Below are 19,748 nucleotides of genomic sequence, written 5' to 3'. Positions count from 1 at the left end.
CCTTTTAATTTTTTAACAAAAATTTCCGGCTTCCAACTTCGGACTTCGGACTAATTTCTGAATAAATGAAGAAATTCTATGCCTTTATAACGTCCATGCCTTTTGCCGCCTTTATTTTTCTAGCCCTCGCATTTTCGATGGCGATCGCTACTTTTGTTGAAAGCAGTTACGGAACACCCACCGCGCGAGCCCTGGTTTATAATACCCGCTGGTTTGAAGTGCTTTGGGGCCTGTTTGCGCTTAACCTGATCAACAACCTGGTTCGTTACCGGTTGTTTTCCACACGCCGCTATACGCTAGGTATTTTTCACCTGTCGTTTCTGATCATGATTTTGGGCGGGGCCATCACCCGGTATTTTAGTTTTGAAGGAATGATGCACATCCGCGAAAACCAGGCGGCAAATTACATTCTTTCTTCCGACGATTATTTTTATGCGGCTTATGAAGACCAGCACAAAGAATCAAAAGTGCGGTTCTCGGAAGTAGTTCCGAAACAGTTTTCCGCAAAATTTGACGTGGATGGGCGTAACGTGAAAGTAAAATCGGTAGGCTTTATTGAAAACGCCGTGCGAAAGGCTGTTCCCTCCGATTCGGGCCAGCCGGCCATCGATTTTGTTTTTGCAGCACCCGGCGGACAAGGTATGCAAAGCTACACTTTTACACGCGGTGTAGTACTGAATTACCCCGGGTTTACGGCAGGATTTGAATCGGGCGATCACCGGATGGTGAATTTCTTTATGAAGGATGGTGCCCTGTTTATGCGTTCAGAAGTGGCCCTCGAAGAAACAACAATGGCTTCGCAGGAAACGGTGACACTTCCTCCCGGAGATACGATTGCTGTAAAATCGATGTTTTTATATGGCTTTGACGATTTCCGTTTCCTGATCCGGAATTTTCATCCGAGTGCAAGTTTTACCGCAGTAAAAAATCAAAGCGAGACCAACGAGAATGCCGTTCTTGTCGAGATTTCCGACGGAGTGAAACAACAGATCGTACCCGTTTACGGGCATTCCGGAATGGCACCCGATACCATCAGTATACCACTGGGGAGCGGAAAACTAAAACTGGCTTACGGTGCGCGGCCGCTTTACCTGCCGTTTAGTATCTATTTAAAAGACTTTCAACTGGAGCGTTATCCCGGCTCGGAGTCTCCGTCTTCGTTTGCTTCAGAAGCAGTTTTGATTGACGGCGAACGCAACATCAACCGTGATATCCGAATTTATATGAACAATACACTTACCCATCGCGGGTATAAATTCTTCCAGTCGTCGTACGATACCGATGAAAAGGGGACCATCCTTTCGGTAAACTATGATTTTGTGGGAACCTGGGTTTCGTACTTCAGCTATTTCTTACTGATTGTGGGAATGATGCTTTCGCTGATCAACAAAAACTCGTATTTCCGCTTTTTGGCGAAGAAGCTCAAAAATATTTCAGTAAGCGCTGTGCTTGTTTTGGGAATTGTTGGCGGATTTTCGATGTCGGCCTCCGCCCAGGGTGGAGCAGAAGCGTCGCTTCCGCCCATCGATAAAAGTGTGGTGGAAGAGTTTGGCCAGCTGTGGGTGCAGGGAGTTGACGGACGTATTGAACCGATTTCGACACTGACCAGCGAGATTGTTCGGAAAGTGAGCAAGAGTTCGACGCTTTACGGAAAATCGCCCGACGAGGTGGTATTGAGCATGATGGCTTATCCGGAAATATGGCGCACGCTGCCGATTATCCGGGTTTCGGAGAAAGACCTCGCCGTGGAGCTGGGGGTGCAGGGTAAATACCTGGCAGCCGATATGCTGTTTGACAGCAACGGAAATTACCGGATCATTGACGAAGTGCGGGCTGCGTATGCAAAAGCACCTGCCATGCGTAACCGTCTTGAGAAGGAATATATTTACCTCGACGAGCGGGTTAACATCTGTTTTATGGTTTTCCAGGGGGCTATTTTTCATATCTATCCGCGCGAAAGAAGAGAAGACACCTGGTATGCTCCCGGAGCCAATGCCACGGAATACACCGACGGTGATTCGATTTTTATCAAAAGCGGGTTTCAGTTGTTGATTCAATCCATTAATGATAACAATAACGAAGATGCCGTTCAATTGCTAAAGGCAGTCGAAAGTTTTCAAACCAAATACGGGGCGGCACTTTTGCCAAGCCCAACCAAAAGAAACCTGGAGATTTTATACAACAAGGTTAATCCGTTTAAGCGGATCTTCCCGTTCTATTTACTGTTTGGAACCCTGCTGTTGTTTGTTTTGTTTGTAAACATATTCAGGCAGAAACCATTGCCTAAGTTTTTCAAATACGGTTTTTTCGCACTGATCGTGATTCTCTTCCTGGTGCATACTGCCGGGCTTGCTTTGCGCTGGTATATTTCGGGGCACGCGCCCTGGAGCAACGGCTTCGAATCGGTGGTATACGTGGCGTGGGCAACCATGCTGGCCGGCCTTATCTTTGGCCGCAAATACCCGATGGTAATCGGAACCGCCGCTTTTCTCTCGGGCATTGCGCTGTTTGTGGCTCACCTTAGCTGGATGAACCCGGAAGTAACGCCGCTGGTACCGGTGCTTAAATCGTACTGGCTGGCTATTCACGTGGCTATTATTACTGCCAGTTACGGATTTTTTGGGCTAAGTATGATACTGGGAGTGCTGACCATGATTTTTATGGTATTGCGCAGCCAAAAGAATGCGGGCAAAGTAAGCGGTTTTATTGAGCAGCTTACTACCATTAACGAGATGTCGGTAACAGTGGGTCTGTATTTTCTTACCATCGGAACATTCCTGGGAGGTGTTTGGGCCAACGAAAGCTGGGGGCGTTACTGGGGCTGGGACCCCAAAGAAACCTGGGCGCTGATCACCGTCGTGATTTATTCGTTTATTGCACACATGCGGATGATTCCTTCGTTGAAAGGAGCCTACAATTATAATTTTGCGTCGATACTTGGTTTTGCTTCTGTGCTGATGACCTATTTCGGCGTCAATTATTATTTGTCAGGACTGCATTCGTACGGAAAAGGCGTGGCCGACGGCGTAAATCCGGCGGTTCCGATAAGTTTTGCCGTGTTGGCCGGGCTAATGCTTTGGGCCTACATTAAAGAATCGAAATACGAAAAGAAGCTGACCGAATAAGCAGCAATCAGATAAACTGAAATAGGTTTCGGAAAAGAATATTGCCCACAGTAGGTGAGGTATAAATGGTATACTTGGGGCGGTCTTTATTTTTCATTTTTGGAACAATTGGCTCTGATAGTCGATTTGGTGATTGTTAATATGTTGATTATGAGTTGATTGTTGTTATGTAGAATATTTATAAATAACAGGCTTGTAAATATCTAATTGTTTGGATGTAAATTCGTTCAGCATCAAAACTCTTATCTTTCGCTGTTTTTTTAATTGAAATATGGGACAGACAGTTACTCGTACTTTTGACATTCTGGAACACACCTTAAAGGAATATCCCCGGAAAGATGCCATCGCCGGAAAAAAAGATGGAAAATGGTACACTTTCTCCACTCAGGAGTACAATCAAAAATCGTATCAATTTGCCTTGGGGCTAATGGCCTTGGGCCTCGGGAAAGGCGATAAAATAGCCACGGTCACCAACAATTGCCCCGAATGGTGCATCGCCGATATGGGCATGGCCATGGCGGGAGTAGTGCATGTTCCCATTTATCCAACCATTGGGGAAGATGAATACCAGTATATTCTGAAACATGCCGAAGTAAAAATGCTGATTGTGGGCGATGCCAAGCTTTACAAAAAACTGTTGCCTTTGGCCGAACAGCTGGAATTGAAGCATTTGTATTCTTTTGAGGCGGTTGAAGAGGCAAAAAATTACCAGGAAATCATGGACCTGGGAGAAGCTGATAGATCAGCATTGGAGGAGAAACTGGAGGAACGCAAAGCTTCTGTAGTTCCCGACGATGTTGCCACACTCATTTATACCTCGGGAACAACCGGCGTACCCAAAGGGGTGATGCTGACCCACGAGAACCTGGTCTCCAATTTTGTGGAACATGCAAAAATGCATCATCTCGGAAAAGAGCACCGGGTGATTAGTTTTCTTCCGCTGTGTCATGTATATGAGCGCAGTGTGAACTACCATTTTCAGTACAAGGGAATGGGTGTTTATTATGTCGGAAGCCTGGCGCAGATTATGAGTGCGATTAAAGAAGTGAAGCCGCATATGTTTAACTCGGTGCCCCGTTTGCTGGAAAAAGTTTACGACGGATTTGTGGCCAAGGGTAAAGAGCTGAGCGGAATAAAAAAGAGCCTGTATTTTTGGGCGCTCGACCTGACGCAGCATTTTGAATACAATAAGAAATACGGTCCTTTGCTCCGAATGAAAATAAAAATTGCCGACAAGCTTATTTACTCCAAATGGAGAGAAGCTCTGGGAGGCAATATCATTTACATTGTCTCGGGTGGGGCAGCTTTACAGCCGCAAATTGCGCGGGTGCTGGGTATGGCCGGAATGTGGAACCTGGAAGGATACGGGCTGACCGAAACTTCGCCGGTGATTGCCGTTAACAACCCGGCACAAAACGAGATGAAGATCGGCACAGTTGGTCCTGTGCTGGAAAATGTGAAGGTTAAAATTGCACCCGACGGTGAGATTCTTTGCAAAGGGCCCAGCGTAATGAAAGGTTACTACAAAGCGCCTGACCTGACGGCCGAGGTGATCGATGAGGAAGGTTGGTTTCATACCGGCGACATCGGTATTTTGGAAGAAGGGAAATTTCTGAAGATCACCGACCGGAAAAAGGAAATATTCAAATTGTCGGGAGGCAAATACATTGCTCCGCAAATGATCGAGAACAAACTGAAAAGTTCTACGCTGATTGAGCAGGTGATGGTGATTGGAGCCAACGAGAAATTTGCTTCGGCTTTGATTTCTCCGAATTTCACCCTGCTCCACGATTGGGCGGCAGAGCATAAACTTCATTACGAAAACAACAAGGAGTTGATCCAGTTGCCGGAGGTAATCGATAAGATTCAGAAAGAAGTGGGCAAGATCAATAAAACGATGGGAAGCCACGAGCAGATCAACCGGATTCGTTTGGTGTGCGAGGAGTGGACACCGGCTTCGGGCGAGCTGTCGCCTACCTTAAAACTTCGCAGAAACATTGTTGCAGAGAAATACCGGAACTTAATTGATGATATTTATTCGGTTGGTAAATAACCGTTTTTTTGTCAGGCGTAAAACAAGCGCTGAACCAAACTTAGCAAAAGCTGCCGGAATTTTCCGGCAGCTTTTCATTTTTTTTGACTATTCGTAATTTGTAAGGAATCGGCCTAAAAGAGCGCTCTGCTCCATGGAATTCCGGCCAGGATCAAAACCAGCGAAAGGGTATAAAAAATAGCCGCAGTTCGGTGCTTTTTCACTGATGATGAAGCTTTCTTCGATTTTGAACGGCCAATGTGAATCAGCACCAGGGCAACCACCATTAGCAAAATGTGCTCCACCGCGTAGAAACGGAGGTCGGGGTTTTTCATGGCTGCTCCAAAATTCTGGAAAGCCGCTTTGGTGATCGGGCTTACAAACGCATAAAGCACCAGCCCCACCAAAAACTGCAGATCAGTAAAAATAACCAGTATTAAATTGAACAGGTTGTCGGTCTTCTTCCATTCTCGTTTTCCTAACCAACCGCTTATGGCAAGAACCACCGAAACAACCAACGCCAGTAAAACCAACCAGCGAAATCCATTGTGTGCATGTAATAATCCAGTGTACATAATATATTAGTTTTAGAATCTAACGTTTACCCGGGCTTTTGGTTGAATAATTGGGTGAATATTCCTCAATTTTCGCATTAAATCCAGAAAGCTGTTCTTTATTCCCGCTTTCTCTGGCAGATATTCACTATTTTTATTCGCAACCTGAAACTGTCCGCTTTGTGAACAGACAGGCAAAGTGGATGAAGATAACAGAAATAAATTCAAACGAGATAGAATTACGCAACCTGAAAACCCGGAGTGGACGGGAATAATAAAACAGAAACAATGCTTTACCGATTTTTAACTTTGATTGTGATGACGGGATTATTGGCAGCTTGTCAGTCAGAACCCAAAAATGGAACACCGAAAAAAATGAAGATCATCATCGATACCGATGCCAACAACGAACTGGACGACCAGCATGCTTTGGCCTATGCTTTTTTGAACAGCGATGTTTTTGATGTGGTGGGCGTAACGGTAAATAATACCGCAAATGGATATGGAATTCAGGGGCAGTACGATGAGGCGCTGCGGATTATTCGTCTGTTCGATCTGGAGGATAAAATTCCTCTTTTTATGGGGGCCGACAGTAATTATGTGGATATTCTGCCGCACATTAACGATACCTTGTTTGACGGGCAACCAGCGGTGGATTTCATCATTCGCGAAGCAATGAAAATGAAGGACGAAAAGCTGGTTTTGGTTCCGGTCGGGAAGCTTACCAATATTGCATTGGCCATTGCCAAAGAACCTTCCATCGTAGATAAAGTCCGGATTATTTGGCTCGGAAGCAATTATCCGAATCCGGGAGAATACAACCTGGTGAACGATGTTTCTTCGGTGAATCCGGTTATTGAATCAGGAGCACCTTTCGAAATTGTAACAGTGCGTTACGGCGACAGTACAGCAACCGATGCGGTTCGGGTTACACCTGCCGAAGTCGACGAGTTCCTGGCCGGGAAAGGGCCGGTTTCTCCCCATACAATTACCGGCCGCCACGGGGGCGAATTCAATTCTTTTGGCAATTACGCCAAAAACCTGTTCGAGCATGCCCACATGCATGGCTATCCGCCATCGCGTGCTTTGTTCGACATGGTTGTGCTGGCTGTTTTGAAGAATCCTGAATGGGGAACAAAACATGAAATTCCGGCACCCAAACTCATCAACCATGCGTGGGAAGAACAACCCGAGAATCCACATAAAATTATTTACTGGGATACTTTTAACAGGGACGCGATTGTGAATGATCTTTTCTCGCTGATGGAGAAAACGACGCCAAAGCAATAAGCAGGGGGAGATGCAGGAACTAAAAAAGCAACTGGAAGTATTGCTGGCCAGTTATTTTAGGGAGCGTTGTGCCGACTTTCCCAAAGGAAAAATGGAGGCTTCGGAATCTCCCGATTTCATTGTAAAGCTGAAGAACAGTCACCGGCTGGGAATCGAATTGGTGCGCCTGAACCCGGGAAGTGCAGATGCGCCGGATGAGTGCGAGGCTGAGCAAAACATTATTCTGGAAGAATTGATTGACGATGCCCGCGAGTTGTTTGAGCAAAATTCGGAGGTAAAACTGTTTGTGAAGTTTCTTTTTAACAAGAAGCATTCGCCATCTCCGGAAACGAGTCTGGTAACAGCAGCAAGGGCGGTTAATGCAATTCGCAACAGTATTCGCAGCAAGAAACCGGGAAACCTTTTTTATCTGGTAATTCCGAAAGAAAAATTACCCGAGGGACTGGACGAGATTTTGGTGGCACATCATCCGGGACTGGAAGCTTCGGTGTGGGAGCGGTCCAATAACCTGGGAATATCTAAGAATGTAATTCAAGACATTCAGAAGTCGATTGAAAAGAAGGAGGAAAAATTACGTTTGTACAAAAAACAAAGGCTGGAGTCGTATTGGTTGCTTATTACCACCGACCGCCTGCGTGGTCAGCGGAATTACAACATCCATAACCAAATTGCGAATCAGAATTTTCAATCCGATTTCGAGGGCGTTTTTTTGTTCGATTTATTTCGTTCCCATGTTTTCCGGTTGGTGTAGTTTTTTCGAGCGAAGCGGACGCAGCCATGGCTTTTCTGCTTGCTCTTTGTGCCAAAACAAAGAGTAAAATACGGCTGATAAGCCAAAAGCCATTAAATGAAAGAACACCTGTTTATTCGAAATGCTTGTATCAACATTCGGTTCTGCACAAAATTTAGTTGACCACTTTGTAGATAAATTGGAATAAGGATGGAGCCAGAGAGGCTGTTCCCCCTATAAAAACAATTTAGATGAAAATCAACGAAAGCAAGTAAATAAAGGCCATGCTTACCACTCCTTGTAACAGAGTGGCTGTGGTATGCGTGCGGTAACCGGTTTTTACATCCATTCCGGAAAATTGAGTGACCACCCAAAAAAAACTGTCGTTGGCATGCGAAATCGTCATTGCTCCGGCACCGGTTGCCATAACTGCCAGCACTTTTCCATACAATGAATCGAGACCGATACTTCCGAGCAGTGGTGCGATGAGTGCAGAAGTTGCCACCAGCGCCACGGTTGATGAACCCTGGGCGGTTTTAAAAACGGCCGCTATCAGAAAAGGAAGAAAGATACCCAATTGGTATCCGGCCAATAGATTGCCAAGTGTTTCGCCAATGTGAGTTTCTTTTAAAATGGTTCCGAATGCGCCGCCTGCCCCGGTAATCAGCAAAATGGGAGCAGCAGCAACAATCCCTTCGCCGATCCATCCGGTAAGCGTTTCGCGATCAAATTTTGGGAAAAGCAGAAAGGATAGAAACAACCCAATCAGCAGGGCATTTACGGGCTGTCCGGCAAAGTTCAGAATTTCGTATAAAACACCTTGCCCGAGCGGAAGCGATGGATAAGTAGCCACCGACCGAAAAGCAATCAGAAAGATGGGGACAACAATGGGCGAAAGCGCTTTTACGCCGGATGGAAGTTGAAGTTTTTCCTGCGTGGCAGCAGGAATTTCTTCGGTATCTTCTGCCACGGTGTAATGTTTTCCCGTGAAAGAAGCCCAGAAATAGCCGGTGAACATGGCAACTAAGGCAACTCCAAGTCCGAATAAAATAACAAGCCCGAGTTGGTCTTCCAGCCCCAGGTTACCCGCAGCTGCAATTGGGCCTGGCGTAGGCGGAACAAAGGTGTGGGCAGCATACAAACCCGTAGCAAGCGCTATGGAAAGTGCCACGGATGGTTTGCCGGTTTTTTGCCGGATCGATTTTTTCAGCGAAGAAAGAATAATGTAGGCCGAATCGCAAAACACAGGAATCGAAACCAGGTAGCCAATGATGGACATGGCCAGCGCGGGGTAACGTTTTCCCACCAGTTTCAAAACCAGGTCGGCCAGTTTTATGGCTGCATTCGATTTTTCGAGTATGGTACCGATAATGGTTCCCAGAATGATGACGATTCCGATGTAGGCCATAATGTTGCCAAAACCGGTGGAAATGCTTGCAGCAATATCGCCAGCAGGCAGTCCGGCCAGTGCGCCTGCCAGGTAAGAGGCCAGCAACAGCACCAGAAAAGGGTGCATTTTCAGTTTTGTAGTTCCCAGAATAATGAACAACACGGAAAACAGTAAAACCGCAATCAGGCCAATAGAACCGGTCATAGAAATAGAATTAAAGGGTGGAGAAATTTGGAACGTTTTCGATGAAATGAATGGGGACTTCAGCAAGAAAGCCTTTTAGCCACTCCGCACAATATTTCATGCCGGCTTCTTCCGATTTTACATGCCCTACAAAAATCACGGCTTTGTTCTTTCCCTGCGACACTGCATCGTTTACATACGAATAAGTTTCCCACTCGGTTGCTTCACCGGCCACCATCACTTCCACGTCGGGTTGCCTTAGCATTTGAATATGGCTTTGTCCGCCCGGAGCGCCCACTGCGAGGCCCATTTTTGTGAACTCCATATTTGGGTTGCCGATCACGCGCACGGTTTCAAGCCCCAATTGTTTTTTGAGTGTCCGGGCATATTCTGTTACACTTTGCCTGGGAAGCTGGTAATGTGTCAGCGAACCGTTAACGGAGCTGGATTGTAGTTCCATCTGGTTGATCATTCCCACATAAATCCCGTCGGGCTCAGTCATGTGAATATGATCGTGAAAGCGAAATATAACGAGGTTGTTTTTTTCGATGAATTCCTTTTTGGCAAGAAAAACCGGGTCGTCCTGCGAGTTGTCTGTTCCGTCGAGGTGACTGTAAAAAACCGGTTCGTGGGTAATTATGAAATTGCATCCCAGTTCAACGGCTTTTTCGAGGGTGGGCATGTCGGCAAACATACAAACGGCAATGCCTTTCAATGGGGTTTGCGGATCACCGGCTTTGTATACATCCACGGTTTTGCTCATCCAGTCGCAGGTAACATGCTTTTTGATTTGCTCCACCACATCATCGGGAGTTTTGGGTTGCATGCTTTGTGCAAAGCTGAAAAACGGGATCAGTGTAAGGAGAAGGATGATTGCTCTCATTGGTATTGCCGGTTTTAGTTATCGGGCGTTAAAAATAGTGGTTCTGTGTTTAGTTTCCTAGCGTTCGCGTGCTCAAATCCGGGTTATTGATAAGTTGACCTCTTACTCTGATGGAAAGGAATTATCGTATTTAGTTGCAGGCAATTTCTCCGTGTCAATTATATCTGCTTTTCTTAAAAGGAGGGAAGAATCCGTAACTTTTTGAGAAGATAAAGCAAGTTAACAGGCAGAGAAACAATGAACTTTAGCGATGTTTTATCGTAAATGGTTGCAAGAGGAAGTTAACGCGGTAAAAACCACAGATCATGTCGTCAACCTTTCTTTTTTTCGACAAACTGGATGCTAAACTTGAGGGCATTATTGGCCGACAGCACCTGTCGTACACTGAAGAAGTTGCCAAAAAGTATATGCTAACACAGGGTGCCGTGGCCATTACGGGTTTGTCTATGGTGCTCGTCTTATCCTGGATTATTGGTGCTAAAATGCTGGCCGAATTTTGCCTGGTCTATATTCCATTCATGTTTGTGGCCAGCTACTTGTTTTTTCGGGCCCGAAAAATGAGCCTCCTGATTTTCGTTTTTAAAATTGCGATGATACTCATTTCATCCATTTACATCATTCGGATGGGCGGCCTGCTAACCTGTGGCGGATTGTTTCTGTTTTCTATTCAGGCCGTTACAAGTACAGTTATTTTACGCGATTTGAGAAAGATAATCACTGTTTCCATCATTTTTGCTGTAGTGATGATACTGCTTGTGGTATTTGAGCCGCTGTTCCCGGTACGTTATGCGCTTAATCCTCAGCAAAATGCCATTGCCTTTGCGGCCAGCATAGTGCTGATCACCGGATACATTTTCTTTTTCAGTCTTTATGCGACGAATCTTTATGCGAAACAGGAACAGCGGGAAACTCAACGACAAAAGGAGTTAAACGATGCCAAAACCAGGCTTTATACCAACATTACTCACGAATTTCGCACACCTCTCACAGTTATTCTTGGTTTGGCAGATACTGTGAAATTTGGACAGCAGAACCACATTGAGCAGAAAATGGATACAATTATCAGGAACGGTAAAAATCTCCTGCAACTTGTTGATCAGATGCTTGACCTGAGCAAAGTGGAGTCGGGTAAACTTTCGGTGGACATGATACACGCGAATATTATCCCTTTTTTAAAATACATTTTTCAGCTACAGGAATTTTATGCGGAAGAAAAGTGCATCAATATGTCATTTTTCTCTGATAACCTGTCGTATGAGTTGGATTTCGATCCTGAAAAAACAGCGGCTGTTGTGGGGAATCTCTTAAATAATGCCATAAAATATACATCGGAAGGAGGAAACGTACAAATGAAGGTCATGGCGCGGTCTGATTCTCTCTATTTAGAAGTGTGTGATGATGGCATCGGCATTCCTTCTGAGAAAATGGAAAGGATCTTTGATCGCTTTTACCAGGTTGACGACAAAAATACCAGAAAAGCAGGAGGAGCCGGTATTGGTCTTGCTCTCACCCGGGAACTGGTAAATCTGATGAACGGAACCATCAGTGTAAAAAGCATTGCCGGCGAGGAGACTGTTTTTACGGTACAACTCCCTGTAAGGCATGAATTCAAGAAAGCAGAGTTCAATTTACACAAACAGACTCTTGAGTCGGAAACCAATGACACTTTTAATGATGTTGCCGAAATCGGGGACGGAGCAAAAAAACGTCTGGAAATTGTGGAGGATAATACGGATGTGGTGGCCTATATGAAGGCATGTTACGAAAGACATTTCCATATTTTTGTGGCAAAAGATGGTTGGGAAGGGTACAAACTTGCGCTGGATGAGGTTCCTGACATTATAGTCAGCGATGTAATGATGCCGGGCATGGATGGTTTTGAGTTGTGTCGAAAACTGAAAAACGATTATCGGACCAGTCATATCCCGGTTATTCTGCTTACGGCCAAAGCGGATATCACTTCCCGCATTGAAGGCCTGGAACAAGGGGCTGATGCGTATGTGGTAAAACCTTTCAATCAATTGGAATTACTGGTTCGCATGCAGAAGCTTCTTGAACTGCGAAGAAACCTGTTCAGACGGTATAGCAATGGTAATGGGATGGAATTTTCTTCCGATCCGATTATACAAAGAGAGGATGCCTTTTTTAAGCGGCTTAACGAATCGATCAACAAGAATCTTGGCGACGAACATTACGACATTCATAAACTATGCGAAGATATGGCCATGAGCAAATCCCAGCTTTACCGCAAGTTTAAAGCTCTTACCAATCAGTCGGCAGCCAAATACATTCGACAGGTACGAATGAAAAAAGCCCGGGAATTATTGCAAACATCCAATATGAACATCACCGAGGTAGGGTATGAAGTAGGCATGAAAAGCCTTTCCACTTTTAGTCAGTTGTTCAAGGATGAGTTTGGAGAAAGTCCGCGACAATTTCTCAATCATCAGAAGGTAAACGGAAATGGCAAGCTACAGTAAACAGAGTAGTATTCTTATCTCGAAGCTTTTATTTTCTCCTTGTTTTTGGAATCAGTAATTAGAGTGATCAAGCGCTATCCCAATCCCACACACAATTTCCCTGCTTGAATTTTCATCAGCTGGTGGAGCATTGAACGAAATTCAGTACAAAGAAGCATCTCCCTATCATTGATTTTACAGCTTAACCGATGGGATTTATTTTCTAAAGATTGAGTGGAAACAGACTTTCTCAGGGAATGGGAAATTATCAAAAGCTTTGGGAAAAGTTCACAACTCTCCGGGAATTTTGAAAAAGAGGAACAGACAATACTGGCCTAACTTCGTTTACAGTTACCAAATAAAATCAGTAAAATGAAAACCAAAATTTTAATGGCAGTGCTGGTCGTTGCAGTTTTCCTGACCGCCTGCGAAAAAGATTACCTTACAGGAACCGACGATCTTGCTCCCTCAGCAAAATCGGCAGTGATAGGCGAGGGAACGATTGTTACTGAAACCGTACATTTTGCGTCACTCGAAGGCAATTTAACAGGCGATCCGGCCGACCGCATGATCCGTGTGTATTTGCCCAAAAGTTACTTTACATGTCCCGAGAGGCATTTCCCGGTTATTTACTTCCTGCATGGTACCCCAGCCTGGGGCGGTATGTTGATGGAGCCGGAACCTTACGAGTATTTTTACTTGTCGGCGCAACTTCCTCATCGGGTCGACTTTCCCGAAGAAGGATTTTTGCCATGGCTCAATAAGCTGATCGACAACGAAGGTATGGAGGAAGTTATCATCGTAATGCCTGATGCGAAAACAAAATACGGTCCCAGCCTCTACGTCAACTCCACCGTTCAGGGAAATTACGAAGATTACATTGTGAAAGAACTGGTTGAATATGTGGATGAGAATTATCGCACGATCCCTCATTTTAACTGGCGTGCCATAACTGGTCATTGTGCCGGAGCTATAGGGGCTCTGAATATTGCGATGAAACACCCAAAAGTATTTCGTTATGTGGGTGCTTTGTCGCCCTCACATTTTCCAGAACCGTTGATTTTATACATGGCTAATTTTATGCCTGTGGAAGATCAGATATGGGGAGTTGAGGGACCGCTTCCGTATGATCCGTTCGCTCCCTTTAAGTTTGTTAACAACGGAGCAGTTATGTTGTCGCAGGCGTGGTTGCCTAATCCCGAAAATCCACCTTATTATTGCGACTTGCCTTTTGAATTTATCGACGGAAATCCTGTTGTCATTCCTGAACGAATGGAAAAACTGAATGATCAAAGTTTGCTGGCAATGATTCAGAAACACCGTATTGGACTAAAACAGCTGAAAGTAATCTATTTTGATTGCGGCGTGAACGACGATTTTTACATTGCCATCAACACAATGACGCATGAGCAGCTCGATGCTATGAACGTCAAGCATCAGTTCGAAACGTATGACAATCCGGGCACACACATCAGTAACCTTTACGAAAGGCTTGGCAAGGTTTGGGTAATGCTTTCAAACGAGTTTCCCGACTATACTCAATAGAAAGTAAGTTAGAATATTTTATGCCACGCAGGCACATTAATACGGGGAAGCAATCTTATACTGCTTCCCCTGGTTTTGTTGTCAGGGAAGTCGCTTATTGCAAAAGGTAGGACTCTTTTATTTGGTTTATGAAAGTGGCTATTTTGTTTCCGTCAAAGGATGTTCTATTTTAGAGACGGGCTTGGTTAGTGAGTTGGGAATACCGCGGGAGTGAACCGTAAAATCCGCCAAGTATTTTTGCTGAAGATCAGGTGACGACAAAATAAACTTAAACAATACAATATGAAACGTGTGGCAGTTATTGGCTTTGGCTTTATGGGGATTATGCACAGCCGCCAGTTGTTGGTTAGCGAAGGAGTTGAATTGGTTGCCATTATTGAAAAGGATGTGGCTTCCGTTGCAAAAAAGCTGAATGAACAGGTGGGGAATTTTGCTGTTGGTGAAGTGGACAACACTGCGTTGCTGAAAGTTCCGGTTTATAGTTCGCTAGCCGATTGCTTACAAGAGCAGAAACTGGATGCGGTGCATGTTTGTGTGCATACCGAATTGCATTATCCACTGGTGAAAGAAGCCCTGAAGAACGATTTGCATGTATTGGTGGAAAAACCATTTGTGCTGGATGTGGAGCAGGGAGAAGAACTGGTGGCACTGGCTGCCGAAAAGAAACGGGTTTTAATGGTGGCTCACGTGGTTCGTTTTATGTCGCCTTACCAGAAACTGCTTGGCTTTATTGAGACAAAAGAATACGGCGACCTGAAGTTTTTGTCGCTATCACGTTTTTCCGGGGTACCGCAATGGGGGCAATGGCTCGAAAAGCAAAAGAACTACGGAATTTCAGGCGGCGCTCTTTTCGATCTGGTTATTCACGATATTGATTTTGCTGCTTTTGCGGTAGGTATTCCTTCTGAATTAAGCAACAAAACGATCCTTCCCGGGAAATTAAGCCGGCATGATTATGTGTTGGCCACCTGGCATTACCCCGATTCGGATTTGGTGGTGCGCATTGAAGGCGGCAATGTATTTCATGCCCGTTTCCCGTTTCGGGCTGAGTACACCGCAGTTTTCGAACAGGCAACGGTGAGCTACTCAATCTCCGATGCGGAGAATATCCTTGTTTCGGGGCATACCGAGCAGACTACGATTCCTGCAAATGATTTGGGAGATGGTTATTTTAATGAAATTCAGTTGTTTTATGCTGCTTTACAAAAGGGCGAACTCCCGGAAAAATACAGTCCTGAATCGGCGTTGGAAACCATACGCTTGTGCTATCGTCACGCAGAGTGATTCTGTTTTAGGCATAAAAAAACCGTCGATTATCCCGACGGTTTTTTTGTTCGTTAAAACGTATTTCTTTGTCCTTTTATTCTACATTATCCAGTGGACCATAATTAATATTCAGCTTGTCCCAGCTTTGGGTTAAATTATCCATTGCTTTGCGAAACCTCGCGTAATCTTTGTTTTCTTTATTGGTCCATCCGGTTTCGGCATAAGCTGCAATCCGTGGGTAAGTCTGGCGCTCCACATCTTTATAGGTTGGTGTCCATTCACTCCACATTTGGCAACCCAGTCCAAATATATTTTTATGATATTCTTCGTTCAGATCCTCCGGGATTGGATAGAAACCATAAGCTTTTTCAAGGCTGATATTTTTGTATGAATAGTCTAAGTAGGTATTTGAATGCAGGGAGTTAACAATGCTGTATCCTTTTTGGGCAGCATCGGTGATCAGGTTAATATCACCTTTCCAGAAATGAACCACCACATTTTTGGCCAGTTCGGTTTCAGCTTCCTTGTCGTCCTTTTTCTCTTCGAAACCTTTGTGAATATTAACTCCCATAATTTCGTTCCATCCCATCATTCTCCGTCCCTTGCTCTCAATAAATTTCGAAATTTTATTGGTAAAGGCAATTTGTAAATCTGCGGGCGTATTAATCCCATTCTCTTTCATGTATTGTTGTACATGTTTCGACTCTTCCCATACTTTGTAGCCTACTTCATCGCCACCAATGTGAATAACTTCGGAAGGAAAAAGTTCAAACAATTCGTTTAACACATCTTTTACAAATTGCTCTACCTCGGGTTTGGTAACATCGTAATTGTCGTAATGACGGCCAAAGGTAACCGGTACGTCAATGTCTTTTCCGGCTGTTCCCAACCAGGTGTATGCTGCTATTGCCGCACTCGAATGGCCCGGCATTTCAAATTCCGGAACAATGGTTATGTTTCTTTCGGCAGCATATTGTACGATCGCTTTAATTTGTTCCTGTGTGTAAAAGCCTGAATGCGGTTCCCCGGCTGTTTTCCCGCTTTTCCATGTTCCGACCTCCGAATCGGTCCGCGTGCCGCCAACTTCGGTAAGTAAAGGGTATTTTTTGATTTCAATCCTCCAACCGGCATCATCAACCAGGTGCCAGTGGAAGACATTCATTTTAAGTTTTGCCATTTGGTCGAGCACTTGTTTTACAAATGTTTCGCCATGAAAATAACGTGATTCATCGAGCATGTAGGCGCGCCATCCAAAGGCAGGTACATCCTCAATTTCAACGGCCGCTACTGTGGCTCCATTTACCAGTTGCAGTAAAGTCTGGATACCGTAAAACTGCCCTTTGGAACCGTTGGCCTCAATCGTAATCGTTTTTTTCTTTGCAAGCAAACGATAACCTTCTTCGCCTAAATTATTGGGTTGTTCAGCGGGTTGAAATACAATTTGTGCACCTTTCCCGGCTTCAATTCCCTGTGCCTTTAATTCAGTAGTCAAGTATTCAGTATGGTTTGTCTCGCCAATAAGCTGAAACCCTTTTGCCAAATTAACACAGCCTTCACCCGTTTTTAGTTGGTTGGGATAGGGAATAATTTCAATGGGTTGATTCGGACAGTCATGTGTGGTACACGACGCGATAAATACAGCTGCTACCGCAATAATCAGTAATCTTAGTTTGTTGCTCATAATATTGTTTTGATTCTTTGTTTGTTCTCCATCCTTCGGGTTGCTTCGGCTCTTGCACCTTGCGTGCAATACCGGTACTAATCATTATTCAATGTATATAATTTTCATGTAAAACTAATATCTTTTGAATAATTTTAATAAGGTGGAGGGATTTTTAGTAAAACATTATGAATTGTCAATACCAAACTACCACACCATTGCTTCCTGTTGTTAGGTAAGCAAGGGTGTGGTAGTAGTTTTCCTTCACTTTGTGATTATCCTGCGCAGTAAAGGGATATTATTGAGCTTTCAGGAAATCGACTTCGGCAATGGCTGCAGAGGTTTTTGCTCCGGCAATTACACGTGATTCGATTCGGATAAAACGGGTCGTTACAGGAGCCTTGAAATGCTGCAAGCGGGGAGAAGGGTCGTTGATCAGGTTCCCGAAATTAAAGGTTTCGATGGTTTCCCATTTTTTGCCATCGGTACTCGACTGGATGAGACCTTCTTCGATCATTCCGTCAGCAAAATTAGTGGGCGGTGTGTAAATAAAACCGGCCAGCTTTTCTTCCCTTGCCAGATCGATGGACAAAAAGTGAGTTCCCTTGCCCTCCGATTTCCAGTAGGTTTTGCTATTCTCGTCGAATGCCTGCTCTCCATTGTGACCTTCTGCTTGTTGGCCGGACGCCAGCAGCTTCCAATCTTTTTTTACGATACCTATGTTTGCAGAGCTGATACTTCCCGCATTTTCGTTGGCGAAGGCACGTGCTTTTACTTCGCCGCCCTCAAAATAGAAAGGACCTTGGTACAGACTGGAGCCGCTTGTGGGTTCTGTTCCGTCGAGGGTGTAACGGATTTGCATATCGCTGTTGATATTGGCGTTGGCGTCTTCTCCGTGTGGTTTCCATCCAAAATCATGCACTTTGGGCTGAATGCTGAGCAAGCCTTCCAGATTCCGGCGGAATTCCAATTGCGGAGGCCGGTTTTCGTAATAAAAAGCACCTACTTCGGCAAGGGCAGGTTCAAGTCTTGACTCCAACACCCTGAACCGGAACTTGCTGCCGGTTACCGCCGGGAAACGCAGAATACGTTTGTAGCCTACATTGGTAGCTGTTGCCACTTCCTGCCAGGCATCCTTTTCCCAAACATCCAGGGCGCATTTTTCAATCCGTTCGCTGTGGGTGGAGATGGCCTCACTCACCGAAAACCGGTTGATGGTGATTGGCTCTGCTGTATTGATTTCAACAAAAGCCTGATCTGCACTTAGCAATTCGCTGGTAAGAATGTCTCCGTCGAGTAGTTTCTTTGAAATGCGGGCTCCGTTCAGTAAGTTGTTCCCATAAGTTGTACTGATCCGTTTTCCCACTTCTTCCAGCACACCAACATCTTCCTGCGAAAATTTGCCTTCGCGGTTGGGTGGGATGTTTAGTAAAAAGATGGAGTTTCCTCCCACTGATCTTTCGTACATATCGAACACGTCGTCGGCGCTGCGGACCTTTTGCGTGGTTTCGTCGCGGTAGAACCAACCTTCACGAATCGACGTGTTGGTTTCGGCGGGCTGATAGTGTAAATACTTTCCTTTAAGCAGGTCTTCGCGACTGCCAAGTGATTTTGCAGTAAGATCGCCAAAACTGTTCATTTGGTTGGGATCTTCCAGGTAAGGAATAACGTTCCATTCGGTAGACCGGGTTCCGCCGGCTTCATTACCGCACCAGCGGATGTCTTCCTTGCCAAATATCACGGCTTCGGGCGCCAGGGTATGAATCAGTTCTTTCCAGGCCATGTAGTCGTAGGTTTGCCCGCCTTTTCGTTTCGGATGAGCACCGTCGAACCAGACTTCATAAATGGGGCCGTACTCTGTTAACAATTCAAACAGCTGGTTAAGAAAATATTCGTTGTAATCGTCCACAACAAACTGAAAGGTGGTCTTATTCTCAAAAGGCCGTCCTTCCACGGGGCGGGGAATCGTACGCTCGGTTTTTTTGCTCAGGTTTCCGTACAGTCCTTCGGGGTTTTCAATCTGGAAAAGATCGGCCGGAGACAGGTAAACCGCCAGTTTCAACCCGTATTTATGGCACGATTCGGAAAGCTCTTTCATTACATCTCCCTGGCCATCTTTATATGGCGATGACATTATGCCATGCGTTGTGTACCGGGTTTGCCATAGGCAAAAACCGTCGTGGTGTTTGGCAGTAAAAATAACTTTGGTCATTCCGGCTGCTTTCATGGCCCGGCACCATTGGTCGGTATCCAGGTTGTGCAGGTCAAATATCTGCGGATCTTCCATACCGCTTCCCCATTCCATGCGGGTAAAAGTATTGGGGCCAAAATGAATAAAAGCAATGAACTCATCTTTCAGTGCCTCCAGCTGGTTCGGTGTTGGAACCACATGGGCTGCTTTAATGATGATCGAGTCGTTTGTGTCGTCCTGATCAACCGGGATGGTGTTGTTTACCTGCATTCGTAATCCGGAAGGTTGGGAGCAGCTCCATAACAGGGCAGTTAAAAGAAGCAATAAAGTTTGTTTCATTTTCATACTATTCAATTGGTGTTTTAAAATGCGATGTATCAAAATAACAATACAAAAAATAATTCCGGCTTCTCTATAAACGATTAAGTAGCCGGAAATTA

12 protein-coding genes are annotated in these 19,748 nt (G+C 45.0%); 7 read left to right on the top strand and 5 right to left on the bottom strand.

The genetic code is table 11. The annotated features are described in order from the left end of the window. The first annotated feature begins 65 nt into the window (after positions 1-65). Together D1614_RS06150 and D1614_RS06145 are read left to right on the top strand one after the other, a co-directional pair. Complete coding sequence (locus tag D1614_RS06150; RefSeq protein ID WP_119437028.1) at positions 66-3,125, top strand: cytochrome c biogenesis protein CcsA; 3,060 nt, start codon at positions 66-68, stop codon at positions 3,123-3,125. Between the two features lie 271 nt (positions 3,126-3,396). Next, positions 3,397-5,178, top strand: a complete 1,782-nt coding sequence (locus D1614_RS06145) for an AMP-dependent synthetase/ligase (protein WP_119437027.1) — start codon at positions 3,397-3,399, stop codon at positions 5,176-5,178. A 113-nt stretch (positions 5,179-5,291) separates the two neighbouring features. Here the strand turns inward: D1614_RS06145 and D1614_RS06140 are convergent, their stop codons facing one another. Continuing rightward, positions 5,292-5,732 carry a cytochrome B gene (locus D1614_RS06140; RefSeq protein WP_119437026.1) on the bottom strand — a complete coding sequence of 147 codons (441 nt, stop codon included), beginning with the start codon at positions 5,730-5,732 and terminating at the stop codon, positions 5,292-5,294. A gap of 297 nt (positions 5,733-6,029) precedes the next feature. Here D1614_RS06140 and D1614_RS06135 point away from each other — a divergent pair, with 297 nt between their 5' ends. Both D1614_RS06135 and D1614_RS06130 read left to right on the top strand, forming a co-directional pair. Next, positions 6,030-7,001, top strand: coding sequence for a nucleoside hydrolase (locus D1614_RS06135; RefSeq protein ID WP_119437025.1), 972 nt, complete (start codon positions 6,030-6,032; stop codon positions 6,999-7,001). Positions 7,002-7,011: 10 nt separating this feature from the next. Next, positions 7,012-7,752: a hypothetical protein gene (locus tag D1614_RS06130; protein WP_119437024.1), complete on the top strand. Its 741-nt coding sequence runs from the start codon at positions 7,012-7,014 to the stop codon at positions 7,750-7,752. Positions 7,753-7,978: 226 nt separating this feature from the next. On the opposite strand, the gene D1614_RS06125 is transcribed toward D1614_RS06130, so the two are convergent. Further along, positions 7,979-9,325: a GntP family permease gene (locus D1614_RS06125; protein ID WP_206609935.1), complete on the bottom strand. Its 1,347-nt coding sequence runs from the start codon at positions 9,323-9,325 to the stop codon at positions 7,979-7,981. Positions 9,326-9,335: 10 nt separating this feature from the next. Next, the gene (locus tag D1614_RS06120) at positions 9,336-10,187 is read right to left on the bottom strand and encodes a Nif3-like dinuclear metal center hexameric protein (RefSeq protein WP_119437023.1); all 852 of its coding nucleotides are present in this window, start codon (positions 10,185-10,187) and stop codon (positions 9,336-9,338) included. A gap of 305 nt (positions 10,188-10,492) precedes the next feature. Between D1614_RS06120 and D1614_RS06115 the strand changes: the two genes are divergently transcribed. From D1614_RS06115 to D1614_RS06105, 3 genes are all read left to right on the top strand, one after another. Beyond that, the gene (locus D1614_RS06115) at positions 10,493-12,667 is read left to right on the top strand and encodes a hybrid sensor histidine kinase/response regulator transcription factor (protein ID WP_119437022.1); all 2,175 of its coding nucleotides are present in this window, start codon (positions 10,493-10,495) and stop codon (positions 12,665-12,667) included. Positions 12,668-13,018: 351 nt separating this feature from the next. Further along, the gene (locus D1614_RS06110) at positions 13,019-14,191 is read left to right on the top strand and encodes an alpha/beta hydrolase (RefSeq protein WP_119437021.1); all 1,173 of its coding nucleotides are present in this window, start codon (positions 13,019-13,021) and stop codon (positions 14,189-14,191) included. Between the two features lie 282 nt (positions 14,192-14,473). Further along, the gene (locus tag D1614_RS06105) at positions 14,474-15,475 is read left to right on the top strand and encodes a Gfo/Idh/MocA family protein (protein ID WP_119437020.1); all 1,002 of its coding nucleotides are present in this window, start codon (positions 14,474-14,476) and stop codon (positions 15,473-15,475) included. A gap of 76 nt (positions 15,476-15,551) precedes the next feature. On the opposite strand, the gene D1614_RS06100 is transcribed toward D1614_RS06105, so the two are convergent. Both D1614_RS06100 and D1614_RS06095 read right to left on the bottom strand, forming a co-directional pair. Then, positions 15,552-17,138 carry a beta-N-acetylhexosaminidase gene (locus tag D1614_RS06100; protein ID WP_119437417.1) on the bottom strand — a complete coding sequence of 529 codons (1,587 nt, stop codon included), beginning with the start codon at positions 17,136-17,138 and terminating at the stop codon, positions 15,552-15,554. A gap of 277 nt (positions 17,139-17,415) precedes the next feature. After that, positions 17,416-19,647: an alpha-L-fucosidase gene (locus tag D1614_RS06095; RefSeq protein WP_119437416.1), complete on the bottom strand. Its 2,232-nt coding sequence runs from the start codon at positions 19,645-19,647 to the stop codon at positions 17,416-17,418. Between the last annotated feature and the right edge of the window lie 101 nt (positions 19,648-19,748).

The organism is Maribellus luteus (assembly GCF_003576475.1).
Classification (GTDB): domain Bacteria; phylum Bacteroidota; class Bacteroidia; order Bacteroidales; family Prolixibacteraceae; genus Draconibacterium; species Draconibacterium luteum.
This window is presented reverse-complemented; position numbering and strand designations above follow the sequence as displayed.